27 protein-coding genes are annotated in these 26,516 nt (G+C 57.7%); 15 read left to right on the top strand and 12 right to left on the bottom strand.

What is annotated here, in order from left to right; all coding sequences use genetic code 11:
• Positions 1-26: 26 nt before the first annotated feature.
• From AC1DFB_RS03620 to arsC, 4 genes are read left to right on the top strand one after another with little or no spacing between them, the layout of a single operon-like run.
• Complete coding sequence (locus AC1DFB_RS03620; protein ID WP_480886393.1) at positions 27-365, top strand: DUF952 domain-containing protein; 339 nt, start codon at positions 27-29, stop codon at positions 363-365.
• Positions 362-793 (top strand): DUF1330 domain-containing protein, encoded by a 432-nt coding sequence (locus AC1DFB_RS03615; RefSeq protein ID WP_480886395.1) that lies wholly within the window; start codon positions 362-364, stop codon positions 791-793. Before AC1DFB_RS03620 ends, AC1DFB_RS03615 begins: the two co-directional genes overlap by 4 nt.
• On the top strand, positions 790-1,848 hold the full coding sequence (locus AC1DFB_RS03610) for a quinone-dependent dihydroorotate dehydrogenase (protein WP_480922144.1): 1,059 nt from the start codon (positions 790-792) through the stop codon (positions 1,846-1,848). The genes AC1DFB_RS03615 and AC1DFB_RS03610 overlap by 4 nt, the downstream gene beginning before the upstream one ends.
• A complete protein-coding gene (gene arsC / locus AC1DFB_RS03605) occupies positions 1,845-2,186 on the top strand; it encodes an arsenate reductase (glutaredoxin) (RefSeq protein WP_480922143.1) in 342 nt (113 codons plus the stop codon). Before AC1DFB_RS03610 ends, arsC begins: the two co-directional genes overlap by 4 nt.
• Here arsC and AC1DFB_RS03600 read toward each other — a convergent pair.
• The 3 genes from AC1DFB_RS03600 to AC1DFB_RS03590 are packed head-to-tail and all read right to left on the bottom strand — an operon-like array spanning position 2,183 to position 4,441.
• Complete coding sequence (locus tag AC1DFB_RS03600; RefSeq protein WP_480922142.1) at positions 2,183-3,499, bottom strand: MATE family efflux transporter; 1,317 nt, start codon at positions 3,497-3,499, stop codon at positions 2,183-2,185. The genes arsC and AC1DFB_RS03600 overlap by 4 nt on opposite strands.
• A gap of 2 nt (positions 3,500-3,501) precedes the next feature.
• Entirely contained in the window at positions 3,502-4,020 is a 519-nt protein-coding gene (locus tag AC1DFB_RS03595; RefSeq protein ID WP_480922141.1) for a PaaI family thioesterase, read from the bottom strand.
• Position 4,021: 1 nt separating this feature from the next.
• Positions 4,022-4,441 carry a PaaI family thioesterase gene (locus AC1DFB_RS03590; protein ID WP_010438901.1) on the bottom strand — a complete coding sequence of 140 codons (420 nt, stop codon included), beginning with the start codon at positions 4,439-4,441 and terminating at the stop codon, positions 4,022-4,024.
• Between the two features lie 117 nt (positions 4,442-4,558).
• Here AC1DFB_RS03590 and AC1DFB_RS03585 point away from each other — a divergent pair, with 117 nt between their 5' ends.
• The 8 genes from AC1DFB_RS03585 (at position 4,559) to AC1DFB_RS03550 (ending at position 12,163) form a co-directional block, all read left to right on the top strand.
• On the top strand, positions 4,559-4,927 hold the full coding sequence (locus tag AC1DFB_RS03585; RefSeq protein WP_170391912.1) for a MerR family transcriptional regulator: 369 nt from the start codon (positions 4,559-4,561) through the stop codon (positions 4,925-4,927).
• A gap of 172 nt (positions 4,928-5,099) precedes the next feature.
• A complete protein-coding gene (locus AC1DFB_RS03580; RefSeq protein WP_039536426.1) occupies positions 5,100-5,501 on the top strand; it encodes a MerR family transcriptional regulator in 402 nt (133 codons plus the stop codon).
• A 38-nt stretch (positions 5,502-5,539) separates the two neighbouring features.
• Positions 5,540-7,321, top strand: a complete 1,782-nt coding sequence (locus tag AC1DFB_RS03575) for an acyl-CoA dehydrogenase C-terminal domain-containing protein (protein ID WP_170391914.1) — start codon at positions 5,540-5,542, stop codon at positions 7,319-7,321.
• Between the two features lie 53 nt (positions 7,322-7,374).
• A complete protein-coding gene (locus AC1DFB_RS03570; RefSeq protein ID WP_170391916.1) occupies positions 7,375-7,587 on the top strand; it encodes a hypothetical protein in 213 nt (70 codons plus the stop codon).
• A gap of 31 nt (positions 7,588-7,618) precedes the next feature.
• Positions 7,619-8,257, top strand: a complete 639-nt coding sequence (locus AC1DFB_RS03565; RefSeq protein WP_170391918.1) for a glutathione S-transferase — start codon at positions 7,619-7,621, stop codon at positions 8,255-8,257.
• 12 nt (positions 8,258-8,269) lie between these two features.
• Positions 8,270-9,481, top strand: coding sequence for an acetyl-CoA C-acetyltransferase (locus AC1DFB_RS03560; RefSeq protein WP_170391920.1), 1,212 nt, complete (start codon positions 8,270-8,272; stop codon positions 9,479-9,481).
• On the top strand, positions 9,481-9,969 hold the full coding sequence (locus tag AC1DFB_RS03555; RefSeq protein WP_170420894.1) for a cupin domain-containing protein: 489 nt from the start codon (positions 9,481-9,483) through the stop codon (positions 9,967-9,969). The genes AC1DFB_RS03560 and AC1DFB_RS03555 overlap by 1 nt, the downstream gene beginning before the upstream one ends.
• Entirely contained in the window at positions 9,962-12,163 is a 2,202-nt protein-coding gene (locus AC1DFB_RS03550; protein ID WP_480922140.1) for a 3-hydroxyacyl-CoA dehydrogenase NAD-binding domain-containing protein, read from the top strand. The genes AC1DFB_RS03555 and AC1DFB_RS03550 overlap by 8 nt, the downstream gene beginning before the upstream one ends.
• 53 nt (positions 12,164-12,216) lie before the next feature.
• On the opposite strand, the gene AC1DFB_RS03545 is transcribed toward AC1DFB_RS03550, so the two are convergent.
• On the bottom strand, positions 12,217-12,993 hold the full coding sequence (locus tag AC1DFB_RS03545; protein ID WP_480761113.1) for a Hint domain-containing protein: 777 nt from the start codon (positions 12,991-12,993) through the stop codon (positions 12,217-12,219).
• A 209-nt stretch (positions 12,994-13,202) separates the two neighbouring features.
• Positions 13,203-14,141: a DMT family transporter gene (locus AC1DFB_RS03540; protein WP_170625316.1), complete on the bottom strand. Its 939-nt coding sequence runs from the start codon at positions 14,139-14,141 to the stop codon at positions 13,203-13,205.
• A gap of 147 nt (positions 14,142-14,288) precedes the next feature.
• Here AC1DFB_RS03540 and AC1DFB_RS03535 point away from each other — a divergent pair, with 147 nt between their 5' ends.
• A complete protein-coding gene (locus tag AC1DFB_RS03535; RefSeq protein ID WP_170401308.1) occupies positions 14,289-15,302 on the top strand; it encodes a hypothetical protein in 1,014 nt (337 codons plus the stop codon).
• Positions 15,303-15,305: 3 nt separating this feature from the next.
• Here AC1DFB_RS03535 and upp read toward each other — a convergent pair whose 3' ends face one another.
• From upp to AC1DFB_RS03500, 7 genes are all read right to left on the bottom strand, one after another.
• Positions 15,306-15,938, bottom strand: a complete 633-nt coding sequence (gene upp, locus AC1DFB_RS03530) for a uracil phosphoribosyltransferase (RefSeq protein ID WP_170391930.1) — start codon at positions 15,936-15,938, stop codon at positions 15,306-15,308.
• A complete protein-coding gene (locus AC1DFB_RS03525; protein ID WP_170401310.1) occupies positions 15,935-16,921 on the bottom strand; it encodes an adenosine deaminase in 987 nt (328 codons plus the stop codon). Before AC1DFB_RS03525 ends, upp begins: the two co-directional genes overlap by 4 nt.
• Positions 16,918-18,129, bottom strand: a complete 1,212-nt coding sequence (locus AC1DFB_RS03520; protein WP_170401312.1) for a phosphopentomutase — start codon at positions 18,127-18,129, stop codon at positions 16,918-16,920. The genes AC1DFB_RS03525 and AC1DFB_RS03520 overlap by 4 nt, the downstream gene beginning before the upstream one ends.
• The gene (locus tag AC1DFB_RS03515) at positions 18,126-19,433 is read right to left on the bottom strand and encodes a thymidine phosphorylase (protein WP_170402839.1); all 1,308 of its coding nucleotides are present in this window, start codon (positions 19,431-19,433) and stop codon (positions 18,126-18,128) included. The genes AC1DFB_RS03520 and AC1DFB_RS03515 overlap by 4 nt, the downstream gene beginning before the upstream one ends.
• Before the next feature lie 4 nt (positions 19,434-19,437).
• On the bottom strand, positions 19,438-19,830 hold the full coding sequence (locus tag AC1DFB_RS03510) for a cytidine deaminase (protein ID WP_170391936.1): 393 nt from the start codon (positions 19,828-19,830) through the stop codon (positions 19,438-19,440).
• 104 nt (positions 19,831-19,934) lie between these two features.
• Positions 19,935-21,038 (bottom strand): cupin domain-containing protein, encoded by a 1,104-nt coding sequence (locus AC1DFB_RS03505; protein ID WP_480886410.1) that lies wholly within the window; start codon positions 21,036-21,038, stop codon positions 19,935-19,937.
• A complete protein-coding gene (locus AC1DFB_RS03500) occupies positions 21,001-21,705 on the bottom strand; it encodes a hypothetical protein (protein WP_480922139.1) in 705 nt (234 codons plus the stop codon). Before AC1DFB_RS03500 ends, AC1DFB_RS03505 begins: the two co-directional genes overlap by 38 nt.
• Before the next feature lie 196 nt (positions 21,706-21,901).
• On the opposite strand from AC1DFB_RS03500, the gene AC1DFB_RS03495 reads away from it, so the two are divergent.
• Together AC1DFB_RS03495 and prpE are read left to right on the top strand one after the other, a co-directional pair.
• Positions 21,902-24,175 (top strand): NADP-dependent malic enzyme, encoded by a 2,274-nt coding sequence (locus AC1DFB_RS03495; protein WP_170401318.1) that lies wholly within the window; start codon positions 21,902-21,904, stop codon positions 24,173-24,175.
• A 287-nt stretch (positions 24,176-24,462) separates the two neighbouring features.
• Complete coding sequence (prpE, locus tag AC1DFB_RS03490; protein WP_170594802.1) at positions 24,463-26,352, top strand: propionate-CoA ligase PrpE; 1,890 nt, start codon at positions 24,463-24,465, stop codon at positions 26,350-26,352.
• The last annotated feature ends 164 nt before the right edge of the window (positions 26,353-26,516 follow it).

The raw sequence follows: 26,516 nt of genomic DNA, 5'->3' as shown, positions 1-26,516 counted from the left end.
CCCGTCGCGCGGGGCATCAGGGCTTCATGCTGATTTACAAGATTTTCCGCGCCGACGAATGGGCGATCCTGCAGGCGCAAGGGGCTTCGGATGGTGCACCGATTGATGTGTCGGATGGATATGTTCATTTCTCAACCGCAGAACAGGCCGCTGAAACCGCTGCCAAGCACTTTGCCGGGGTCGAGGGCCTGACCCTCTTGGCCTGTGATAGCCAAGCAATGGGCGATGATCTGAAATGGGAGGTCTCGCGTGGTGGCGCATTGTTCCCCCATCTCTACCGCCAGATTAAAATGTCGGATGTGGTCTGGTCACGCGAACTGCCCTTTGACGGTCGGGCGCACCAGTTCCCGCAGGAGATGGAATGACACGCTTCATCGATCCCGAACGCGAACAGTTCGAGGCGTTTAAGGCGCTCGATCGAGACCATCCTATCGAGATGCTCAATCTGGTGAAGTTTCGCGAAACAGCTCAGTATCCGTCCGATCACGCACTGGCCGGCGCACATCTGACCGGCGCACAGGCCTATGGCAACTACGGGTCTGAAACCGCGCCTATCGTCGCCCGCATAGGAGCGTCGATCCTTTGGCGCGGCGCATTTCAGACAATGCTGATCGGTCCACAGGATGAGGCTTGGGATGCTGTATTCATCGCCCGCTACCCCACCGCCCACGCATTTCTTGAGATGGTGACCGACCCTGCCTATCGCGCCGCGGTGATACACCGACAGGCCGCCGTTGAAACCTCGCGCCTGATACGTTGCGCACCGACAGAGGGTGGAGATTCCTTCGGATGAAACTGACCGAAAAACTTGGGCTCGCTGCGCTGCACCGTCTTGACCCGGAAACCGCGCATGGGCTTTCGATCAAGGCCCTGACCTCGGGGCTTGCACCGACGCCTGGGCCGGTCACATCGGACCGGCTGAAGACCCAAGTCGCGGGTCTGGATTTGCCCAACCCCGTCGGACTGGCCGCAGGGTTTGACAAAAATGGTGAAGCACTGTTGCCGCTTTCACGCGCCGGGTTCGGGTTTATCGAAGTCGGGGCGGTGACACCCCGTCCGCAGCCCGGCAATCCTAAACCGCGCTTGTTCCGCCTGACCGAAGATCGCGCCGCCATCAACCGCTTTGGCTTCAACAACGAGGGAATGGGGGTCATGGCCGCGCGTCTGGCGCGGCGTCCAAAGGACGCGGTGATCGGGTTGAACCTTGGGGCCAACAAAGACAGTGATGATCGCCCCGGAGACTTCGCAAAAGTGCTTGCCCATTGCGCTGCGCATTTGGACTTTGCCACCGTCAACGTGTCCTCGCCTAATACCGAAAAGCTGCGGGACCTGCAGGGCAAAGCGGCGCTGAGCGCGTTGCTGAGCGGTGTGATCGAAACCCGAAACGCCCTGCCCCGCCCGATCCCGATCTTCCTGAAGATCGCCCCGGATCTAACTGAGCAAGAATTGCAGGATATCGCCGCTGTCGCCCGTGAAACCGGCGTGGACGCGGTGATCGCCACCAACACCACACTGTCGCGCGATGGCCTGCGCAGTGCGCACAAGGATCAGGCCGGAGGCCTGTCCGGCGCGCCGTTATTCGAGAAATCGACGCGGGTGCTGGCGCAGCTCAGCCAGTTGATGGGCGCAGATATCCCGCTGATCGGGGTCGGCGGCATCAGCACGGCAGAACAGGCCTATGCCAAGATCTGCGCCGGAGCGTCCGCAGTGCAGTTCTACACGGCGATGGTCTATGGCGGGATTTCCCTGGCCGCTGACATCGCACAGGGATTGGACACGCTGCTGGAGCGCGACGGCTTCGATTCGGTCGCGCAAGCGGTGGGCAGTAAACGAGAGGACTGGCTATGATCGAATATTGGCACAATCCGCGCTGTTCCAAATCCCGCGCGGGGTTGGCGTTGCTGCAGGAAAACAGCGCAGATCCTGAGGTGCGCAAATACCTCGAAGACGCGCCCTCGGCCGATGAAATCCGGACGGTTCTGGCCAAGCTGAATATCCCGGCGATCAGCATGATGCGCACCGGAGAGAAAACGTTCAAAGAGCTTGGTCTGGCCAAGACCTCGCCCGATGAGGAGCTTGTTAAGGCCATGGCCAACCACCCGATCCTGATCGAGCGTCCGCTGGCCATCGCGGGCGACAAAGCCGCTATCGGACGCCCGCCCGAGAACCTGCTGGACTTGCTTTAGGCGATCTGTGCCTCAAGTCGCGGATAGCGCCAACCAAGCGTAAGGCCCCGTGCGATGTTCAACACCATCAGCGCGGCCCAAAGCCCATGATTGCCCATCATCGGCACCAGCACGAACAACGCAACCACGTACAGCGCGACTGACTGGATCATCGCGTTGCGCATATCGCGGGTCCAGGTGGCGCCGATATAGATACCGTCGAACATCCAGCTTGCCACTCCGATGATCGGTGCCAGAGCAGCCCAGAGCAGATACTCGCGTGCCGTCATACGAACTTCAGGCGATGTCGACATCAGATCGATCAGCGCGGGCCCTGCCAGGTAAAACACCAGCCCAAGCCCGATGGCCCCGCCAACGCCCCATTGCGAAGCCATGACCGACGCGCGCCGGACCTTCCTGCGGTCGCGAGCACCGACGGCTCCTCCGACAAGAGCTTCAGCCGAGAAAGCAAATCCGTCCAAAGCGAACGCGGTGATTTCGAGAAACTGCAATAACACCTGATTGGCCGCCAAATTCACGTCGCCCAGATCGGAACCGACAAACAAAAACGTGGTGAATGCTCCGGTCAACAGAACCGAGCGCACCATGATATCGCCATTCACCTGCATCATCCGGCGCAGCCGTGCGGCATCAAAAATACGCGGCCAATCCCGCCATTGCTTGCCGCCAAACGCATCACCACAAAGCCACAAACCCAGGGCAAGACCCGTCCACTCGGCAATCAGTGTCGCGATGGCAACGCCCTCGACACCCCAGCCCAGGCCAAGCACAAACCATAGATCCAGCGCTATATTCAGCCCATTCATCCATATCTGCAGGATGAATACACCTCGCGTGCGTTCGACTGCGATCAGCCAGCCTGTCACCGCATAAAGGGCAATCGTGGCCGGAGCGCCCCAGATGCGAATCTCCAGATAGGCGCGCGTCAGAGACTCGACTTCGGCGCTGGCGGGCGACAGTGCAAAAGCTCCAAGGAATACCCAAACCTGCGCGGCAATGAAGACCAATCCTGCTGTTCCGCCCAGCAGCAAGCCTCGCATGAGCAACGCTCCGGTTTCTGCAGTGTCACCTGCACCGCGCGCCTGTGCCGCCAGCCCGGTGGTGCCCATCCGCAGAAAGCCGAAAATCCAGTAGATCGCAGACAGGATCACCGCACCCATGCCCACAGCCCCGATGGGGGCGGCCTGCCCCATCTGACCGACAACGCCGGTATCCACTGCCCCGAGGATCGGTACGGTCGCGTTCGACAGCACGATCGGCAACGCGATTTTCAAAACGCGCCGATGGGTAATGGGCGCTGAGGCGTCCTCCATCCTTAGTCTTTCGATGTCGGAGATTGCGGCATCAGGAAGTGCCCCGTACCTTGCGCAAAGAGTTTGGCGTGATTGTCTTGCCAGGCTTCGACCCGGACAGAGGCATAACGTCGACCCGAGCGGTTGATGAAAGCGCGCGCATAGGCGTCTCGCGGCAGGCCAGACCGCAGGTAGTCGACCGTGAAGTCGATGGTTTTGGGAAAGCGGATATTCACGTCAGTCAAGATGTCTTCCGCATCGATCTCACCGCTTTCAATCCTGGGAAACATATGTTCCCAACTCAGCGTGATTACGGCAGTGACTTCCAGAAACGCCGCTGTCACCCCACCGTGGATAGCGGGTAGAAAAGGATTACCGATCAACTTCTCATCGAAATTCAGAACGCCTGTCAGTTCGTCCCCCCGCCGGTCGAATGTTATATTGAGGAACTGTACATACGGCACACCTTCGACCAGCGCGGTCAGAGCGGCATCACGGCGTTGCTTAACCACCTGCATGGGTTCGGGGCGAGGTCTTGCCATCTCAGCGACCCTCCACGGTGAAGGCACCTGAAGCGGTGGCAACGGGACGGTCGCTGTCATCATCCGTCGCCGTAGCCCGCACAAAAGCCACGTTGCGCGTGATGTGATAGCAGGTCGCGCGGGTCCGGATACTTTGACCCGGCGTTGCGGCCCGCATGTAATCAATACGCAGATCGATGGTGGCGGTTCCTCCCGGGGCCGAGGGGTGGCTCATCACTGCGGCACCGCAACAGGTATCCAGCATGGCCGACACAGCCCCGCCATGGATCACGCCAGTCCGAGGGTCGCCGATCAGTTGCTCGTTATAGGGCATCGAGATTTCAGCCTCACCCTCTCCGATGTGGGTCAGATCAAGCCCCAAGGCCTTGGCGTGCGGAATCGCCTCGATGAATTGCCGCGCTAAAACTGTCTTATCGACCATGGGGTTGGGTCCTGTCCTTGTACCTGCCCCTTTATGGGCCTGCGTTTACACCAAGGGCAAGCCCACCTGTTGCGCTTGCCGCAGCGACGCCCTAGGTTGCTGCCAAGGAGACCCGGAATGTCCGACACCCGTTTGTCATTCAAAGAAATGTGCGCCGAGTTCGACGTGACCCCACGCACCCTGCGCTACTATGAGTACATCGAATTGCTGCAGCCTGACCGTGAAGGCAGGTCGCGGTTTTACGGGCCTCGTGAATGCGCCCGGATGAAACTGATCATGCGTGGTCGAAAGTTTGGTTTTCCTTTGGAAGAGATTCGCCAGTGGCTGCTGATCTACGAAGATCAGGGCAATCAGGCGCAAATGGCGACCTTTATCGAGATGGCCGATCGTCAAATGGAAGAGCTGCGCCAGCAGCGCGCGCAGTTGGATGAAGCAATGGATGCGCTTCAGCAATTGCGCGATCAGACTGTCGGCCTGCTGAAATAGCCCCTTCCCCTACGGCAAGAAAATTGCCGAAACCCCTGCTTACGCGACTGGATGTTACGTCAACTATTTTGTGACGCAGCGTCCGCATTACGTAAACGTCACTTGTGTGTTGTAAAACGCTCATCGACTGCGCAACTCAGATTGCATGACGCCAGTGATGAGAGTTTGAACCATGACCGAAGATCTGCTGACCATCCGCGAAATGTGCGAGACATATGATGTCACGCCCCGCACATTGCGGTTCTACGAGGCCAAAGAGCTTTTGTTTCCGATCCGCGAGGGCCAAAAGCGCTTGTTCACCAAACGGGATCGTGCACGCCTAAAACTGATCCTGCGCGGCAAGCGCTTTGGCTTCAGCCTCGAAGAGATCCGCCAGCTTCTGGACCTGTACCACGTGGGTGACCAGCAGCTGACCCAGATGTCCCGCACTTATGAAATCGCGTGCGAGCGCCTTGCTGACATGGAATCGCGCCGCGAAGAGCTGACGCAGGCCATTGACGAACTGAAAGAGCAGTTGCGCTGGGGCGAAAAGGTTATCGCCTCGATGAAACAGGAAAAGAAGGCCGCCGAATAAGCCCGGCCTTTCGGACATATGAATTAAGGGAGCTTCACATGCCCGTCTATAACGCGCCAACCAAAGATACGCAGTTCATCCTGCACGATGTTCTGAAAGTCTCGCAGTCGGATATCCCCGGCTATGATGAACTGGAGGCCGAGTTTACCGGCGCGGTTCTGGAAGAAGCGGGCAAAGTTGCCACCAATGTGTTGCACCCGCTGAACGTGGTTGGGGACATCGAAGGGTGCCGGTTGGAAAACGGGATTGTGTACACCCCAACAGGTTTCAAAGATGCCTTCGAGCAGATGAAAGAAGGCGGCTGGACTGGCCTCGACATGCCGGAAGAGTATGGCGGCCAGAACATGCCTTATGTGATGGGTACTGCGGTAGGCGAAATGTTCTCGGGCGCGAACCAGGCGTTTGTGATGTATCAGGGCCTGACCCACGGCGCAGCCTCGGCAATCCTCGCGCATGGTTCGGATGAGCAAAAGAACACGTACCTGCCCAACATGGTCAGCTGCGAATGGACCGGCACCATGAACCTGACCGAACCGCATTGCGGTACCGATCTGGGCCTGATGCGCACCAAGGCGGAACCTCAGGGCGACGGTAGCTACAAGATTTCCGGTCAGAAAATCTTTATCTCGGCGGGCGATCACGACATGGCCGACAACATCATTCACCTGGTGCTGGCCAAAATTCCAGGCGGACCCGAGGGCATCAAAGGTGTGTCGCTGTTTATTGTCCCGAAGTTTATCGTGAACGAAGACGGTACTCCTGGCGAGCGTAATGGTGTTTCGGTCGGCAAGATCGAGGAAAAGATGGGCATCCACGGCAATTCGACCTGCGTCATGAACTATGACGAGGCCACCGGCTGGCTGCTGGGCGACGAACACAAAGGCATGCGCGCCATGTTCACGATGATGAACGAAGCGCGTCTGGGTGTGGGCATGCAAGGACTGTCTCAGGCCGAGGCAGCGTATCAAAACGCCGTCGAATACGCCAAAGACCGCCTGCAGGGCCGCGACGTAACAGGTGTGAAGAACCCGGACGGCCCCGCCGATCCGCTGATCGTACACCCCGACATTCGCCGCAACCTGATGGATCAGAAAAGCTTCACCGAGGGCGCACGCGCATTCATCCTGTGGGGCGCAACCATGATCGACAAGGCGCACCGCTCGGGTGACAAGGATGCGGACGGGCTGATCTCGCTGCTGACACCGGTCATCAAGGGCTTCCTGACGGATGAAGGCTACGACATGACCGTTCAGGCGCAGCAGGTCTATGGCGGCCATGGCTACATCGAAGAATGGGGCATGTCGCAATACACCCGCGACGCCCGCATCGCGATGATCTACGAAGGGGCAAACGGCGTTCAGGCGTTGGATCTTGTTGGCCGGAAGCTGGCGCAGGATGGCGGCAAGCATGTCATGGCGTTCTTTGAGATGGTTAAAACCTTCTGCAAGGAAAATGCCGGCAAGGATGAAGCTTATGACAAAGCGTTCATCGAACCGCTGAAGGCCGCGTCCAAGGACCTGCAAGCCGCTGGCATGTATTTCATGCAGGAAGGCATGAAGAACCCTAACAACGCGCTGTCCGGTTCGTATGACTTCATGCACATGTTTGGTCATGTTTGCCTGGGCCTGATGTGGGCTCAGATGGCGAAAGCCGCTCGCGAAGCGCTGGATGGTGGCGCCTCGGACAAAGAGTTCTACGAGACCAAGATCAATACCGGTCGCTTCTACATGGCCCGTCGCCTGCCCGCGACAGCCATGCATTTGGCGCGCATCCAAACCGGAGCGGACACGGTAATGGCGCTGGACGCAGCGAACTTCTGATCTCAGTGTGGGCTTGGGCGTCGTAGCCCGAACCCACCCTTGGAGGAGACAAGATGCCAAAACGCTTTCGCCTGACCCGCCGCTTTCCCGTCGCCATGACCGAGGATGGCTATCGCAAACTCCGCGGTTTCGCGCGAGAGGCGGGATTGGATGAAGGTGAGGCTTTGTCGTTCCTGTTCGAGAATTTCAATAGCGTGATTGATCACGAGAACCTGACGCACAGATTGCGCATCTTCAACTCCGAGCTGGACGCAAGAAAGCGCTGAACGCGCAATACGCCTTGGGAGGGGCGCCCAAATGACCATCAAACTGCATTGCTTCGGTGAAAGCGGAAACAGCTACAAAGCCGCTCTGGCGCTTGAGATGTCGGGTCTGGAGTGGGAGGCGGTCTTTGTCGACTTTTTCAACGGCGCAACGCGCACCCCTGAATTCCGGGCCGAAGTGAACGAAATGGGCGAAGCACCCGTACTGGTAGATGGCGATTTTCGCACCAGCCAGTCCGGAGCAATTCAGGCCTATGTCACCGAGAAATCCGGAAAATTCGGCGGCAAGGATCGTGACGAAAATTACGAGATTTTCAGATGGGTTCTTTGGGACAACCACAAGCTTAGCTCGATGGCCGGACTGACTCGTTTTCTGATCAACTTCCTGCCCGAAAAGCACCGCAATCCGGATGTTATCGCGTTCAATCAGGGTCGCCTCAAGGCTGCTTATCAGACACTGAACGCCCATCTTGAAGGCCGCGACTGGATCGTTGGTGGCGGCGTGACCAATGCTGATATCAGCTGCTGCGGCTACCTCTATTATCCCGAACCATTTGGCTTTGATCGCGCCGACTGGCCCAACATCGATGCCTGGCTGACGCGCCTTAGCGAACAGCCCGGTTGGAAACACCCCTACGACCTGATGCCCGGCAACCCGTCGGATCGAGCTTAAGGAGAAGACCCCATGACCGAAGCCTATATCTATGACGCCCTGCGCACCCCGCGCGGCAAGGGCCGCAAGGATGGCAGCCTGCACGAGGTAACCTCGGTGCGCCTGTCTGCCCTGACCCTGAACGCGATGAAAGAACGGAACAATCTGGAAGGCCACGCCGTTGAGGACGTGATCTGGGGCAACGTCACGCAGGTGATGGAGCAAGGCGGCTGTCTGGCGCGCTCGGCAGTTCTGGCTTCGGATCTAGATGAATCGATCCCCGGTCTGGCGATCAACCGTTTCTGCGCCTCGGGCATGGAAGCTGTGAACTTGGCGGCAAACCAGGTCAAAGGCGGCGCGGGTGAAGCCTATATCGCAGGCGGTGTCGAGATGATGGGCCGCGTGGCCATGGGTAGCGACGGTGCGGCGATTGCCGTTGACCCGTCTTTGGCGATGGAAACCTATTTTGTGCCGCAAGGTATCTCGGCCGACATCATCGCAACCGAATATGGGTTCAGCCGCGATGATGCCGATGCTCTGGCCGTTGAATCCCAAAAACGCGCAGCAGCGGCTTGGGAAGACAACCGGTTTGAAAAGTCGGTGATCGCCATCAAAGATCAGAACGGTCTGACCATTCTGGACCGCGACGAGTACATGCGTCCCGGCACCGACATGCAGTCGCTTGGCGCGCTGAACCCGTCTTTCGCAATGATGGGTGAGCAGATGCCGGGCTTCGACAAGGTGGCGATGATCAAATACCCGCATCTTGAGCGGATCAACCACATACACCACGCGGGCAACAGCTCGGGCATCGTGGACGGTGCGGCCGCTGTGCTGATCGGTAATAAGGAGTTCGGCGAGAAATACGGCCTGAAGCCGCGCGCGCGCATCAAAGCAACTGCCAAGATCGGCACTGATCCGACCATAATGCTGACCGGTCCGGTTCCGGTGACTGAGAAAATTCTGGCCGACAACGGAATGAAAATCGGCGATCTGGACCTGTTTGAAGTCAACGAAGCCTTCGCCTCGGTCGTGCTTCGGTTCCAGCAGGCGTTTGATGTTGATCCGGCGCTGGTTAACGTCAACGGCGGCTCGATCGCGATGGGTCACCCGCTGGGTGCAACCGGCGCGATGATTATCGGCACGCTGCTGGACGAGCTGGAGCGTCAGGACAAGGAAACCGGTCTGGCCACACTCTGCATCGCATCCGGTATGGGTGCGGCAACAATTATCGAGCGCGTCTGATGCCCAAACTGGATCTTTCTCAGATACCGTTCAAAGGCGGTTCATCTTATCCCGGCAAGTTAGCCGAGGCCACCGCGGGTCGTTTTGTCCAGCGCGTCGGAGATGCAGGCGGGCTGACCCAATACGGGGTCAACATCGTACGTTTGGAGCCCTCGGGGCTATCCTCGCTGCGCCATTACCACATGGAGCAGGACGAGTTTGCCATCATGCTCAGCGGCAAATGCATGCTGATCGATGATGATGGCGAGCATGAGATGCTGCCCGGTGACTGCGCCGCTTGGCCTGCAGGTGAGGCCAATGGCCATCACCTTGTGAACAAAACCGACACGCCCGCAACCTTTCTGGTGGTGGGCACCCGGACCCCGACCGAGACCGGCTACTACAGCGATATAGACATGATGGTGAAAGATGATGAGAACGGATTCTCTTTCACTCGCAAGGATGGCAGCCCGCTGACGGCTGACCAGATTGGAGATGACAATGACTGATTTCACCCTCAGCAAAGACGCCGATGGCGTCGCCTTCATCACCTGGGACGTTCCCGGCAAATCCATGAACGTCTTGTCGCGCGAGGCCTTCACTCTGGTCGGTGATCTGATCGATCAGGCGCTGGCGGATGATGAGATCAAGGGCATCGTTATCACCAGTGGAAAAGAAGGGTCGTTTGCAGGCGGCATGGACTTGAGCACGCTCGCCACGATCCGACAGGAGGCCGGCGACGAACCCGCGCAGGCACTGTTCGATTTCGTCATGAGTGGCCATAACATCCTGCGTCGGCTGGAACTGGCAGGCATGGACCCCAAGTCCAAAAAAGGCGGCAAGCCGGTCGCCTGTGCCATCAACGGCACCTGCGCAGGGATCGGGACCGAGATCGCATTGGCCTGTCATCACCGTGTGATGACCAGCAATCCGAAATCCAAGATCGGCCTGCCTGAGATTCTGCTGGGTATCTTCCCCGGTGGAGGCGGCACCATGCGCTACAGCCGTATGGTCGGCGCAATGGCGGCGGCACCCGTCTTGCTTGAAGGCAAGATGATGGACCCGAAGAAGGCCAAAGGCGCGCAATTGATCGACGCGGTGGCGGATGATCCGGTTGCGGCAGCCAAGGAATGGGTACTGAACGCCAAGGAAGCCGATCTGGTAAAGCCGTGGGATGCCAAGGGCTACAAGATGCCCGGCGGCGCACCCTACCACCCCGCAGGTTTCATGACCTTCGTCGGCGCAAGCGCCATGGTGAACGGCAAGACTCAAGGTGCCTTCCCAGCGGCCAAGGCTCTGTTGAGTTCAATCTACGAAGGCGCATTGGTTGACTTTGACACCGCCTTGAAGATTGAGGCGCGCTGGTTCACCAACGTGCTCATGAACCCGTCTTCGTCAGCGATGATCCGGTCGCTGTTTCTGAACAAGGAGGCGCTGGAGAAAGGCGCAGTGCGACCCAAGGATGTACCCGATCAGCGGGTCAAGAAAGTCGGCGTTCTGGGCGCGGGTATGATGGGTGCCGGTATCGCGTTAGTCTCGGCACAGGCCGGGATGGAGGTTGTGCTGATCGACCGCGATCAGGAGGCCGCCGACAAGGGCAAGGCCTATAGCGCAAGCTATATGGATAAAGGGATCAAGCGCGGCAAAGCGACGGCTGAGAAGAAAGAAGCCCTGTTGGACCGCATTACCGCCACGCCCGATCTGGAGCACCTGAAAGGCTGCGACCTGATCATCGAAGCCGTGTTCGAAGACCCCGGCGTCAAGGCTGAAATGACCAAGAAGGTCGAGGCGATCATCCCCGAGGATTGCATCTTTGCGTCGAACACCTCGACCCTACCGATCACAGATCTGGCCAGGGCCAGCGTACGGCCCGAGCAATTCATTGGCACCCACTTCTTCTCACCGGTCGAGAAGATGTTCCTGGTCGAAATCATCAAAGGCAAGGAAACCGGTGATCGTGCTGTCGCCAAGGCGCTGGACTATGTGCGCCAAATCCGCAAGACACCGATCGTGGTCAATGACGCGCGCTTCTTCTACGCCAACCGCTGCATTATTCCGTACATCAACGAAGGTCTGCGGATGATCACCGAAGGCGTCAGCCCTGTTCTGATCGACAATGCGGCGCGTCAGTTGGGCTTCCCCGTAGGACCCATTCAGCTGAACGACGAAACCTCGATTGACCTGGGGGCCAAGATCGCCCGCGCTACTAAGGCAGCTATGGGCAACGCTTACCCGGAAAATCCGGGCGATGATCTGATCTTTTGGATGGAAGAACAAGGTCGTCTGGGTCGCAAGGCCAATGCAGGTTTCTTCGACTATGACGACAAGGGCAAACGCGTCGAGTATTGGAAGGGCCTGCAGGACAAATACCCACATGCCGCAAACCAGCCCGACCTGATCGAAGTGCAGGAGCGTCTGATGTTCGCGCAGGTTCTGGAAGCCGTCCGTGCGCTAGAAGAGGGTGTTCTGGAAGATATCCGCGAGGGCGACGTGGGTGCGATACTTGGCTGGGGCTTTGCGCCGTGGTCCGGTGGCCCGCTCAGCTGGTTGGACATCATTGGTACGCCCTACGCCGCCGAACGCTGCGATCAACTTACCGAAGCCTATGGTGAGCGCTTTGCCTGCCCGCCGTTGCTGCGCGAGATGGCGGAAAAAGGTCAGAGCTTCTATGGCCGCTTCGACCCAGAAGCACAGGCTGCCTGAACAAAGACAGCAGGCGCATGAGCCCATGCGCCTGCTTTATTCTTATACACGCCCTATTGCAGCTGCCATTCAGGCCGCAGGAACAGCGCAGGCATATTGGGCCGCCCCGGTCGCCCGGGTCGACGTACTCCCAAAGCGGGCCGGATCGGGAAAATCGGTTCTTGCGGAATGGGTGCAGGTAACGCGGCCAACGGGTTGGTCAAAGCCGAAATATCCCCTTTGTCGGTCACAGCCTCGATCAGAAGATCGGCGTGTTCCGCATCTGCGACTTCATAAAACTCCGGGTTTCGACTTGAACCGGTATTCATGCGACCGGACGGGCAATAAGCCTGAAATCCGCCCTCGATAAAAACCAGCTCATCCTCGTCAAAGAATAATGACGTGACATCGAATGACTGCGCAGGCGTGCTGGACTCAATACGCCCCACCCCGCTGAGCGTTCGAGCTGGAATGATCGAGACCCCCTCGATTCCGACGCCAAGCTTGCCTTGATCCAACGCCATACCTTGTTCCGGCATCAGCCAGACTGGGCGCCCATTATAAGCTACTCGGGATGGCACAAGGATCGGCAGATGCTCGGGCCTGCGTTCGTCTCCCGGCACCACGATCCGGTCGACGCAAACGCGCCTCAGTTCTTTGAACCCATGGTCCCGGGTCCGCACCAGATCGCCTGCAACTAGTCTTTCGACCCGTTTCCAGCCCCCTGTTGTGGACACTTTGGTTCCGTGAAGCAATCCCCCACGACGCGCTGATGCGGCCTGTCCCACAAAGGCCTGTCGGCCTTTAACTTCACGTTTCGAATACCCCGAAACACTCACTAACTCTAACACGTGCCGTCCCCCTGTTGGCACCTTCACACAACTCAGAAGGTCTTAGAGTTGTGCCTCAATTGGACTTAGTTTTGCCACATTTGAGGCCAAATTAGGTCAGTTTCGCCGCAATTTACTGGTTTTGAATAAACAAATCAGTATTCCGAGCGAGCTTTGATATGCATTTCGAAACGATGCTAAGAGGGATACAAGCCGATTCTATTCCGTTCTTACTGCGCCGCATGCTGTAGCGAGGATAACCGCCGCTCCCGCCACCCAAGCAGCACTCCGGCAGAGGCGATCATGCCAATGCCGATGATTTGCATCTGCCCGACGGACTGCCCAAACGCCACCCAGGCAAAGAGCGGGCCAAATATCATGACCGAGTATTCAAAGACTGCGACATATGATGGCTCACCCAGTTGATAGGCTTTGATCAGCATAAAAACGGCAATTGTTGAGCCCACGGCCTGAACCACAACCCAAGGCAACGCGTCTTGCATCGGCCAAACCCAACCGCGCATCGCGAAGCCATCCGGCCCGACTGGCACGCCAACCGGAAACAGGGCAAGCCAGATCAGTCCGATCGCCCCCGCAAGCCCCAGTGTGACAACCATCGCCGCCAGCAGCGCAACAGTGCTTTCATCGGAACAGTGGGTGCGCGTTACAACAGCGCTGAGTGCGTAAAAGAAGCCACCAGCGACTGGCAGCAGCGTCTTTACATCAAACGATGTCGGGTCCGGTTGCAATACGCACAGAATTCCCGAAAACCCCAATAAAACAGCCACGATCCGCCAGGGACCTATGCGCTGTTTCAACAAAAGGGCCGAAATCAACAGCACGAATATCGGCGATGTGAATAACCCGGCAAGCGCCTGAGCGATGGGCATCAATGCCAGCGCGCTGAAATAGAAGAGCATCGCCAGCGTGATCAACACGCTGCGCACCGCGACGACACCAATCCGCCGGGGCCTCAAGGTGCCCAAACCCAATATCGACAACACCGCGATCAGCGGCAGCATCAGTAAGGCGCGACTTAGGTGAAACTGCCAAAGCCCCACGCTCTCGGCCACGCGGATCACGAAATTGTCGATCACGCCGATAATGGACATGGCCGCAACCATCAGCAACGACGCCATGATTGAATGGGTTTGTTGTTGTGACTGCATCCGCGCCTCTGCCCTTAATCAGCCCGTTCTGGCCGAAACTTACCCGGCACACTCAGCACATTTCACAAACACTGCGCAACAGGTTTGCGCCGCTGGTTTTCGCCATGCTAAGCTTGGCGCAAAATAATATTCGAGCAGCATTACCCGATGACCGCACTCAAACAGTACCAGCGGATCGAAGCCACCGGTCTGTGGCGTCCCTCGCCCGATGAGCAACGGCGCGAAGTAGTCGTATCGATTGGTGAAGCCACTCTGACGATTTCTGACTTCAATGACAGCGCGCTGACCCATTGGTCGCTGGCGGCGCTAGAGCGACAAAACCCCGGAACCTACCCTGCAATATTCAATCCCGACGGCGATCCCGGCGAAACACTGGAGCTTGCAGAATCTGAAACCACAATGATCGAAGCAATTGACCGGCTGCAGCGCGCCATCGACCGTGCCAGACCACATCCCGGACGGCTGCGTTGGCTCAGCGTTGCAGGGGTTGTTCTGGCGGTCTTGGCAGTGCTTTTGTTTTGGCTACCCAGAGCACTGCAGCGCCATGTTGTTTCGGTAGTGCCAGAGGTCAAGCAACAAGAAATCGGCGATGCAATCCTGCAGCGGATCGAAAGGGTGTCAGGCAAGGCTTGCTCTTCGCCTGATGCGCAAGCGTCGCTGGATCAGCTGGCGCGCCGCACCGGTGTCCGCCAAATCGTGATCCTTCCAGCAGGTCTGCCTGACAGCCTGAGCCTGCCGGGTGGAACCGTACTGCTAAACCGGGCACTGGTCGAAGATCACGAAGACCCAGCCGTTGCCGCCGGATACATCATAGCCGCGCGCGCGCGGGCAACTCAGCAGGAACCGCTGGACGATCTGTTGGACCGTACAGGCCCGAGTGCCGCATTTCGGTTGCTGACCACCGGCGAATTGACGCCCGAGATCGTGGACACCTACACTGAGCAGGTTCTATCCGGTCCACAGCCGCAGCTAAGCGATGACGTGCTGCTCGCGGTTTTTGCACAGACCGCACTGCCCTCGACCCCATACGCCTATGCGCTTGATATCACAGGCGAGTCCGTGCTTGGATTGATAGAAGCCGATCCGATGGCGGGTCGTACTTTGGAACAGGTACTGCCCGACCGCGATTGGGTCCGGCTACAGAATATTTGCGGGCAATAGCACCTATTTGGTCCCGAACATCCGGTCGCCAGCGTCACCTAGTCCAGGCATAATGTAACCCTTTGAGTTCAGCTCACGATCCAGCGCGGCCGTGACGATTTTGACATCTGGGTGCGCCTCTTTCATGCGCGCGACGCCCTCGGGGGCAGCCAGCAGGCATAGAAAGCGGATATCTTTCGCCCCCTGCTCTTTCAGCAAATCAATGGCCGCAGCCGAGCTGTTGCCGGTTGCCAGCATCGGATCAACAGCAATGACCAAACGGTCCGTCAAACCCTCGGGAGCTTTGAAATAGTATTGGACCGGCTTCAGCGTCTCTTCATCCCGATAAAGCCCCACGAACCCCACTCGGGCAGAGGGAATAAGCTCCAGCACGCCGTCCAGCATCCCATTTCCGGCCCGCAGGATCGATACCAGCGCCAATTTCTTGCCCGCCAGAATGGGAGCGTCCATTTCTTCCATCGGGGTTTCGATATGGCGGGTGGTCAGCGGCATCTCGCGGGTGACCTCATAAGCCAGCAAAAGCGTGATTTCGCGCAGCAACTGCCGGAACACAGCGGTTGAGGTGCCTTTGTCCCGCATGAGCGTCAATTTGTGCTGCACCAGTGGGTGGTCGACGACGGTCAGGTGATCGCTCATGATGTCTCCAGTCTTTTCTTGACCCGCGCGCGGGTCTCTTCATCGCAAAAGGCCGCGTTCAGGGCTGTTTCATTCAGGGCAGCAAAATCTTCGGCTTGCCAGCCGAACGCTGCATTCAGCATCTCATACTCGCGCCGCATCGTGGTATGAAAAAACGGCGGATCGTCAGTGGATACCGTGACGTTGACGCCTGCATCACGCAATTTCGCGATGGGATGGGCGGCAAAATCAGGAAACAAGCCCAGTACCACGTTTGAACCCGGGCAGACCTCAAGCGTTATGCCCCGGTCAACTAACTCGTACACAAGATCCGGGTCTTCGATGGCGCGAACGCCATGGCCTATGCGCTCGACCCCCAAATCACGGACAGCATCCCGAACACTCTCTGGACCGCCAAATTCACCGGCATGGGTCGTCAATCGCAACCCAGCCTCGCGCGCGCAGTCAAAGGCCCATTTGAAATCGCCCTGCGTTCCGACGGATTCGTTGCCGCCCATACCAAATCCGGTAATCCAGTCACCTGCGGTTTCAGCCGCACAATGGGCGCTGGCCTTGGCTTGCTCGGGTCCAAAATGGCGCACGCAAGTGATGACACCACGCAGGGTGATCCCGAATTTGCGCTCGGCCTCGTCTGCGGCGTCCTGAATCGCAGTCAGGTAATCCTTCCATGCATGCAAATCGCCACCGCCGCAGAAATCCGGGCTAAGGAATGTTTCGGAATACACCACACCATTCGCGGCGCTCTCTTCCAGAATGGCCAGCGTCAGGCGGCGGAAATCTTCAGGTGTTTTCAGCACCTCGCACGCAGCCTCATAAACGCTAAGGAAATGGGCAAAGTCGCGGAAATCATAAGAGCCGTCGGGTTTGAATATCCCGCTCAGGTCCACTCGTTTCTCATGGGCCAGTTGGCGTATGAAGCTAGGCGGAGCGGCGCCTTCATGGTGCAAATGTAATTCGATCTTAGGCAGGTCAGCGACTGTCATATAAAAGTCCTTCCCGGCCCTTGCGCCGGTATGTTCAGATGGTGCGCGATACTGGCGGCGATATCGGCAAAGTTCACGGGACCGATCTCGCCCGTGCCCTGCCCTGCGATCAGCACGGGCACTTGTTCACGGGTGTGGTCAGTGCCGCTCCAGCTGGGGTCGTTGCCGTGGTCTGCGGTCAATAGCATCAGATCACCGGGGCGCAGTTTTTGCGCAATCACTCCGATTTCACGATCGAACCATTCCAGCGCGCGGGCATAGCCGCTGATATCACGCCGATGGCCATACAGACTGTCGAACTCGACAAAGTTTGCAAATGTCAGACTACCCTCTTCCGCCTCATCAACGAGGTCCGAAAGGTGGTGCATCAACTCTGCGTCCGAACCCTTTCGCAGCGTGTCGATCCCCTGCATTGAAAATATATCGCCAATCTTGCCCACCGCATGCACACGGCGACCGGCATCCTGTGCCCAATTCGTCAGAACGGGTTCTGGTGGAACGATGGCAAAATCCTTGCGGTTGGTTGTCCGGGTGAACCCCTTTTCGGGCGTTCCGACAAACGGTCGGGCGATAACGCGGCCCACTTTCATCTCGTGCAAGCGCGGCGCAAGGGTGCGGCACATATCCAGCAGGCGGTCGAGCCCAAAGCTGTCTTCATGCGCAGCAATCTGGAATACGCTATCGGCAGACGTGTAGCAGATCGGCCAGCCGGTACGTATATGCTCGGCCCCCAGTTCCGAGATGATCGTCGTCCCCGAGGCATGGCGATTGCCCAAAATACCGTCGGTCCCTGCGGCCTTGGCAGCGGCTATACTTAGGGTTTCGGGAAATGCGGGTCGGGTGTCCGGGAAATAGTGCCAATCCCATGGCACTGGCAAACCTGCCAGTTCCCAATGCCCCGAAGGCGTATCCTTGCCGGGTGAGTGTTCACGGGCGCAACCCCAAAGCCCCGTGGGCGCAGCCTCAAGCCCCGGCGTCGGTGCGCCCGAGGCCAGACGGGTCGCCGCCCCCAGCCCCAAGGCATCCAGGTTGGGCAGTTGCAACGGTCCGCTCCGCCCTTCTTCCGCGCGCCCCTCGGCACAAGCTTGTGCTATGTGGGCCAATGTATTCGCGCCTGTATCGGGTTTGGTGCCGTTGTAAAACTGATCGGCATCCGGCGCGCCGCCGATACCAACCGAGTCCATTACCACAAGGAAAGCGCGGCTCATGCGCTGATCCTTTCATGGATTTGAGGCGGCTGTGCTACCGGTTCGTCACTCAGCGCGATGGCATCTAGCACCACCGCGGCAGCCCGTTGCGCTGCATCTTCGCGCCCCGCATGAACAACCGCCAACGGAGCGCCTTTGGTCACCTTATCTCCGACCCTCAGAATGCCCGACAGGCCAACCGCCGGATCAATCTCATCGCTCTCGATCTGGCGCCCACCGCCTAGGGCCACGACTGCGAGGCCCAGCGCCTCGCCATCAATAGACGAGACATATCCGCCATGCGGAGCGTGAACTTCCCGGATCACATTGGCCTCCGGCAAAAACCGATCCCATGTGTCAACGAAATGCACCGGTCCACCCACGGCAGCCATCATGCGTCCGAACCGTTCGGCTGCACGGCCATCGCGGATCACTTGGGTTATTCTGGCGTTCCCTTCCTCTGCCGAAGCGCACATACCGGCATCCGCCATGAGAACGCCCCCCAACTCGGCCGAGATTTCCGCCAAAGGTGATCCCTGCCCGCTGGTCAAAGCTTTCATCACCTCGGCCACTTCCAGCGCATTGCCAAGTGCGGAAGCGAGGGGCTGGCTCATGTCGGTGATCACTGCGGATGTACGGCAACCAGCGGCATTAGCCGTTTCGGTCAAGGCCTGTGCCAAATTGCGTGCCTCATCCAGCGTCTTCATGAACGCGCCGCTGCCCACCTTAACGTCCAGAACCAACGCATCCGGGCTAGCCGCCAGCTTCTTGGACAGGATTGATGCCGTAATCAGGTCAAGGCTCTCCACCGTCGCCGTCACATCGCGCACCGCATACAGCCGCTTGTCCGCAGGGGCGATCTGGCCCGTTGCCCCCACGATGGCTGCCCCGGTGTCTTTCAGCACTTGCGTCAGTCGCGCCTGCCCGATCTGAGTGGTCACTCCCGGTATGGCCTCGAGCTTGTCCAGAGTGCCCCCGGTATGGCCCAGACCACGCCCCGAGATCATCGGCACATACGCCCCGCATTCCGCCAAAGCCGGGGCAAGCAGCAGGCTGACGCAATCGCCGACCCCACCGGTCGAATGCTTATCGACCACCGGCCCGTCCAAATCCCACGTCAGCACCTCGCCGCTGTCGCGCATGGCGACAGTCAGATCAGCCCGCCCATTGGCCCCCAGACCGCCCATACAGACAGCCATCGCAAAGGCCCCGGCCTGCGCGTCACTGACGCCACCATCGGCCAGGCCTTGCGCGAACCACATTAGTTCGTCACCAGTTGGCACCTCCTGACGGCGAAGTTTGGCGATGATCGAGCGCGCATCCATGAAGTCAGACATCCTCCATATGCGACGCGTCGAACGCACCGGGCAATAGATCGGCAATCGTGGTTTTGGTTTCCAGACCATCAACCGTCGCCATCGTAACGACCACATCCCCATTGCCGAATTCGGCCAGTTTCTGACGGCATCCACCACATGGGGGCACCGGCTGCGGGCTGCTGGCGACCACGTAGACCTCGGTCAGTTCTTTTTCACCAGCGGCGACCATTGCCGCGATTGCCCCGGCCTCGGCGCACGTACCTTCGGGGTAAGCAATATTTTCGACATTGCAGCCAAAATAGATCACACCTGAACTGGACCGGATCGCCGCCCCGACCTTGAAATTCGAATAAGGCGCGTGGGCATTTTCCCGAACGGCCAAAGCTGCATCTTTCAAAGACATGGCGAATCCCAATTTTTGATCATCTGGTCAGAATATCATACCCTACTGGAAAGCGACGGGGGAATTGAAGCCCCCTTGACGCCATTATCCACTTCTTCTTGGACCTAACCCAACGTCGTATTGAAGGTCCCCGGTAAAGTCACCTCAAGCAGTTCCACATCCTGCGAGGGGTCTGACAGCCGTGTTCGCATTCCCGGCGGGATGACGAAGGCATCGCCTTGTTCCAACCGATAGGGCTCGCGCCCTTCACCCTCAAGAGTCACCTCGCCGGTCATCACGAAGGTAAAGTGTATGTCGGTGTCGTGGCTGGCCCATTGAGGGTTACCCTCGCCCCGGCGCACGACCTGAACGCCCGCCACGCCTTTGGTATTCTCGGCAATCGTCGTGTCACGGCAGATGTAACCGGGCAAGCGGAATGGCACCCAGTCGGCATCATTGGCTTGATTGTAAACGAACCGCTGCCCATCCCATTCCCGATCCGGACGGAAATGCGGGGTGGGCAGTTCCATCTCATGATCAATCTCCGTGACATGCTCGGCTGGAACACCAATCTCGATCACCTGAACGTTGTCTGACGCTTCCAGCACGCGGTGGCGGATTTCAGGCGGCTGAATAAAGCAATCGCCTGCCGTCAGGCGCATCTTGTCGCCCTGATCCTCGTAGACCACATCGACCCAGCCGTGGATGCAGAATATCAGCTGAAATCCGACTTTGTGGAAATGCACCATATCAGGCACAGGACCGCCATCTGGGATACGTATATGGCTGGCGATAATCGATCCGCCCAGCCGGTCCGGCACGAGATCGCGATAGTGCATCCCTGCCCGCCCTATGATCCACGGCGCCTGATCCTTGAGCCTACGGACTACAAATGAGTGCACCGTGTTCGGCATGACAAGCGGCGGGTTCAACTCGTCAATCTCGATCCGGGTGCCGTTCGGCGCGACAAGGCTGCGCTGCCCCTCGGCAAAACCATCTGGATCGTTTGTCAGAATGCGCAACGTTCCCGCCGCTTCAGCTGCATCTTTCTCGATCCGCAAGCGCAGACCGTGACCAGAGAACACGGCAACCCGAGGGTCATCTGCCGGATAGATCATATCCATCCGCATCCCCAGTACCTTGGTATAAAACGGGATATCGTTGCGCAGTTCCTGCGTCGGCAGTCGGATTTCAGCGCGCGTGAGGGAGTCTCCGGTATTGCTGGTCATTCTGTTTCTCTTCGGATTTTGGTTTTGGCCATCCGATCAGAACAGCAGCCAAAATACCAATCGAAAAGTACATCTCCAGCGTTTCTTCCATCACGAACAAACGTGCAGCCATCGCAACCGAAAGGTATTCTTCGAACAATCCGCTGATTTCCTCAAGAAGCTGAGCCAGCACCGCAACACTTCCAGCCAGGAAAAAAATCATCAAAAAAGGCGCGCGGATCTTCAGTGCCTTAATTCCGTTCGGTATCCCATGCCAGAGCAAACCACCAATGACGATCGCAGCCAAAACGATCCTTACTGCAGTCACATCAAGCAATAAATCAACCCAGTTTAGCACCACGAAAGGCGCGCTGCCTTCTGTGTACACCTCCGCCTCCAATTCGCGCTCGGCCAACAGCAGGCAGACCACCGCGATGTAAAGCCGCGAGACGCCTCGGAAGCGTACCAACGCGACCAAACCGGCAGCCAGTAACGCAGTGGCCGATATCGTCTCAATCAACCCGCCTTCTTGGATGAAAGTTGCTGCCGGTTGGTGCCAAGTCACAACGACGCAAAGAAATGAAACCGCCGAAACAAGCACAACAAAGAAGACATTCCGATTGGCACCAATCCTGATTGAAGGGTTGGCAAATTGCGCACTAGCACAAGCTTTGTCTTCATGACGCATGATAAGGTCCGCCGCTTCTGGTGTCCGTCAGGTTCCCCGGAATTGGCTGTACATAAAAACGATGCAGCAACTCTCAACCAACGTTTCGTTAACGTATCCGTGAGGCCTGTCTCTGACTGCGGTCCGAGGCGACATAGCCAAGCGCTGAGAAATAGTTTAACCATCAAACGAATATTGGAACGGAGTTGTATTACCGATGTCTGACACACCGAACCTGAGACAGGCCGCGCTTGACTATCATGCGCATCCAAAGCCCGGAAAGCTTGAGATCAAGGCAACCAAACCAATGGCAAATGGTCGGGACCTTGCGCGGGCATATTCGCCAGGCGTCGCCGAAGCCAGTCTTGAGATAAAGGACAACGCCGCCAATGCTGAGAAATACACCGCCCGCGGCAATCTTGTTGCGGTTGTGTCAAACGGCACCGCAGTTCTGGGCCTTGGGAATATAGGCGCATTGGCCTCGAAACCGGTGATGGAAGGCAAGGCCGTCCTGTTCAAAAAGTTCGCAGGCATCGATTGCTTTGATATCGAGGTGGATCAGCCTGACCCAGAAAAGCTGGCAGATATCGTCTGCGCCCTGGAACCTACCTTTGGCGCGATCAACCTTGAAGATATCAAGGCACCGGATTGTTTTATTGTCGAAAAACTGTGCCGGGAACGGATGAACATCCCGGTGTTTCATGACGATCAGCACGGCACGGCAATCGTTGTTGGTGCCGCAGCGAAGAACGCCCTGTATGTGGCAGGAAAGAGCTTCGAGGATATCAAAGTAGTTTCGACCGGCGGCGGTGCTGCCGGGATCGCCTGCCTCAGCATGTTGGTGAAGCTCGGCGTCAAACGCGAGAATATCTGGCTCTGCGACATTCACGGGTTGGTCTATGAAGGTCGCGCCGAGGATATGAACCCGCACAAGGATCAGTTTGCGCAGAAAACCGATCTGCGCACTCTGGATGATGTGATCGGAGGTGCCGATCTGTTTCTGGGGCTGAGCGGACCAAATGTGCTCAAGCCTGAGATGGTCGAGAAGATGGCCAAAACCCCGATCATCTTTGCACTGGCCAACCCAACTCCGGAAATCCTGCCACAGGCGGCGCGCGAAGTTGCCCCTGACGCGATCATTGCGACCGGTCGCAGCGACTTTCCGAACCAAGTGAACAACGTGTTGTGCTTCCCGTTTATCTTCCGAGGTGCCCTGGACGTGGGCGCGACTGAAATCAACGACGAGATGCAGATCGCCTGCGTCGACGGCATCGCCGACATGGCCCGCGCGACGACGAGCGCTGAAGCCGCGGCGGCCTATAAGGGTGAGCAGCTGACTTTTGGTCCAGATTACCTGATCCCAAAACCCTTTGACCCGCGCCTCGTTGGGGTCGTTTCGTCATCGGTTGCACAGGCGGCTATGAAGAGCGGGGTCGCAAAACGACCCATTGATGACCTCGAGGCCTACAAAGAGCGCCTGAACCAGACCGTGTTCAAATCTGCACTGTTGATGCGGCCAGTGTTCGAAGCCGCAGCCGTCGCATCGCGTAGAATTGTCTTCGCAGAAGGCGAGGACGAACGTGTTTTAAGGGCTGCGCAAGCGATATTGGAAGAAACCACGGAAACCCCGATCCTGATCGGGCGACCGGACGTGATCAGCGCACGGTGCGAAAGGCTAGGCCTGACAGTACGACCGGGGCAGGATTTTCAGATCGTGAACCCTCAGGACGATCCCCGTTACTACGATTATTGGAATTCGTACCATCAAATAATGCAGCGTCGGGGGGTCACTCCGGATCTGGCCAAGGCCATCATGCGCACAAACAACACCGCCATTGCAGCAATCATGGTGCATCGCGGTGAGGCGGACAGCATGATCTGTGGCACTTTTGGTGAGTATCGCTGGCATCTTAACTATGTCGAACAGGTTCTGGATGATGGCGATTTGCGCCCGCATGGCGCGCTTTCGCTGATGATTCTGGAAGATGGCCCTCTGTTCATTGCAGACACGCATGTAAGACAATTGCCGACACCAGAAGAACTTGCCGAATCCACCATTGGAGCTGCTCGTCACGTGCGGCGGTTCGGGTTGGAACCCAAGATCGCATTTTGTTCGCAATCGCAATTCGGCAATCAGGCCGAGGGATCAGGCAAGCGGCTGCGGGCTGCGCTTGAGATTCTCGATTCCGAGCCACGCGACTTCAGCTATGAAGGCGAGATGAACCTTGATCTGGCTTTGGATCCTGAATTGCGTGCACGTATCTTCCCGAACTCGCGTTTGGAAGGCTCTGCAAATGTCCTGATCTTCGCCCATGCGGATGCGGCAAGCGGTGTGCGCAATATCCTGAAGATGAAAGCGGACGGGCTTGAGGTAGGTCCAATCCTCATGGGAATGGGAAACAAGGCGCATATCGTAACGCCCTCGATTACGGCCAGGGGACTGCTGAACATGGCGGCCATCGCAGGTACGCCAGTCGCGCACTACGGATAAGCCCAGCGCCTATATCATTACGAATACATGACCGGGCACCAGATTAGGTGCCCGGTTTGATTCTGTTAGCGCCAGCACATTTGCAGTAATAAATTTGCAGATTTGCAAATCCTTACATATGACACTCAGAAGTCTGCTCAGATCAGAAGATTTGCAAAAATTTGCAAGCCAAAATGCAAGGTTCTGCAAAGATTTTGCGATAAACTGACGCGCCGTTATGCGCATCGCTTGCTCGAAACATCCACGATGCCTAACACATAGCTCAAGGAATTTGGGAGGAGGCCATCATGGCATATCAGGACGTCTACGAGAGCTGGAAGAACGACCCCGAAGCATTCTGGATGGATGCCGCCAAGGGGATCGATTGGGTTCAAGCGCCCAGCAAAGCTCTGTTTGACGACAATGCGCCTCTTTACGAATGGTTCAGTGATGCCAAGGTAAATACGTGCTGGAACGCGGTTGATCGCCATGTGGAAAATGGTCGTGGTGAGCAAACCGCGATCATCTATGACAGCCCCATTACTCATACCAAACGCGAAATCTCATACGTCGAGTTGCGCAATCGGGTTGCTAATCTGGCCGGCGCACTCCGTGCAAAAGGTATTGAGAAAGGTGACCGCGTCATCATCTACATGCCTATGATCCCCGAAGCCCTGGAGGCAATGCTGGCTTGCGCCCGACTAGGAGCAGTGCATTCAGTGGTATTCGGCGGTTTTGCCAGCAACGAACTGGCCGTACGTATCGACGATGCGAAACCCAAGGCGATCATCGCCGCCTCGTGCGGGATGGAGCCGGGACGCGTTGTGCACTACAAACCTCTGCTGGATGGCGCGATCGATCTGGCCACCCACAAACCTGAGTTTTGCGTAATATTCCAGCGCGAGCAGGAAGTCGCACAACTAATCGAGGGGCGCGACGTCAACTGGCACGGTTTCCAATACGGTACCGAGCCCGCAGAATGTGTACCAGTCAGCGGCAATGATCCAGCCTATATCCTCTATACATCCGGCACCACTGGTGCGCCCAAAGGCGTCGTGCGCCCGACTGCCGGCCATCTGGTCGCACTGAACTGGACGATGAAAAACATCTACAATGTCGATCCTGGAGATGTGTTCTGGGCGGCTTCGGATGTCGGCTGGGTCGTTGGCCATTCCTATATCTGTTATGCCCCGCTGATCCACGGCAACACGACGATTGTTTTTGAGGGTAAGCCCGTCGGAACACCTGACGCCGGAACTTTCTGGCGCGTGATATCCGAACACAAGGTCAAAAGCTTCTTCACCGCCCCAACCGCCATTCGTGCCGTAAAACGCGAAGACCCGAGCGCAGAATTGATGGCGAATTACGATCTATCCTGCCTTAAGGCTCTGTATCTTGCAGGAGAGAGGGCTGATCCAGATACGATCATCTGGGCGCAGGATGCGCTGAAAGTTCCGGTCATCGATCATTGGTGGCAAACCGAAACTGGCTGGACCATCGCTGGCAACCCGCTCGGAATCGAAGAGCTTCCGGTCAAGCTGGGATCACCTGCCAAACCTATGCCGGGCTATGACGTTCAGATTCTGGACGAGGGCGGCCATCCTATGAAACCGGGCGAGTTGGGCGCGATCGCAGTCAAACTCCCGCTTCCGCCAGGCACATTGCCAAACCTGTGGAATGCCGAGGCGCGCTTCAGAAAATCCTATCTTGAGCATTTTCCCGGCTATTACGAAACCGGTGATGCGGGCATGATCGACGAAGATGGGTATCTCTATATCATGGCCCGTACCGATGACGTGATCAACGTCGCCGGGCACCGACTTTCGACGGGCGGGATGGAAGAGGTGTTGGCCGCCCACCCCGATGTGGCAGAATGCGCCGTGATTGGGGTTTCTGATCAACTGAAGGGTCAGATGCCTGTCGGTTTCCTGTGCCTGAACGCCGGATCCGATCGGAATCACGCGGAGGTGGTAACCGATGTGGTCCAGATGGTTCGTGACAAAATCGGCCCAGTCGCTGCGTTCAAGAAAGCCGTGGTGGTGGATCGTCTGCCCAAGACACGCTCGGGCAAGATCCTGCGTGGTACGATGGTGTCGATCGCGGATGGCAAGGCGTATAAAATGCCTGCCACAATCGATGACCCAGCAATTCTGGACGAGATCACGGTGGCCCTGCAAACTATCGGCTACGCGCAGTAATTTCACGGTACGATCAAGCGGAGCGCCTTACGGCGCAACCGATTTGCGCTGTCGCGCGTGTGCGAGGCTCTGCCTCGCGCTCCGAGATATTTTTGGCCAGATGAAGGTTGGATCCGTTTTGCGATTGCGGGGCTTGTCATTGGGTCCTCCTCACCTCAGTTTGA

Source organism: Ruegeria sp. S84, assembly GCF_056583445.1.
Note: the sequence above shows the minus strand (reverse complement) of the source record. Positions and strands in the feature narration are given on the sequence as shown.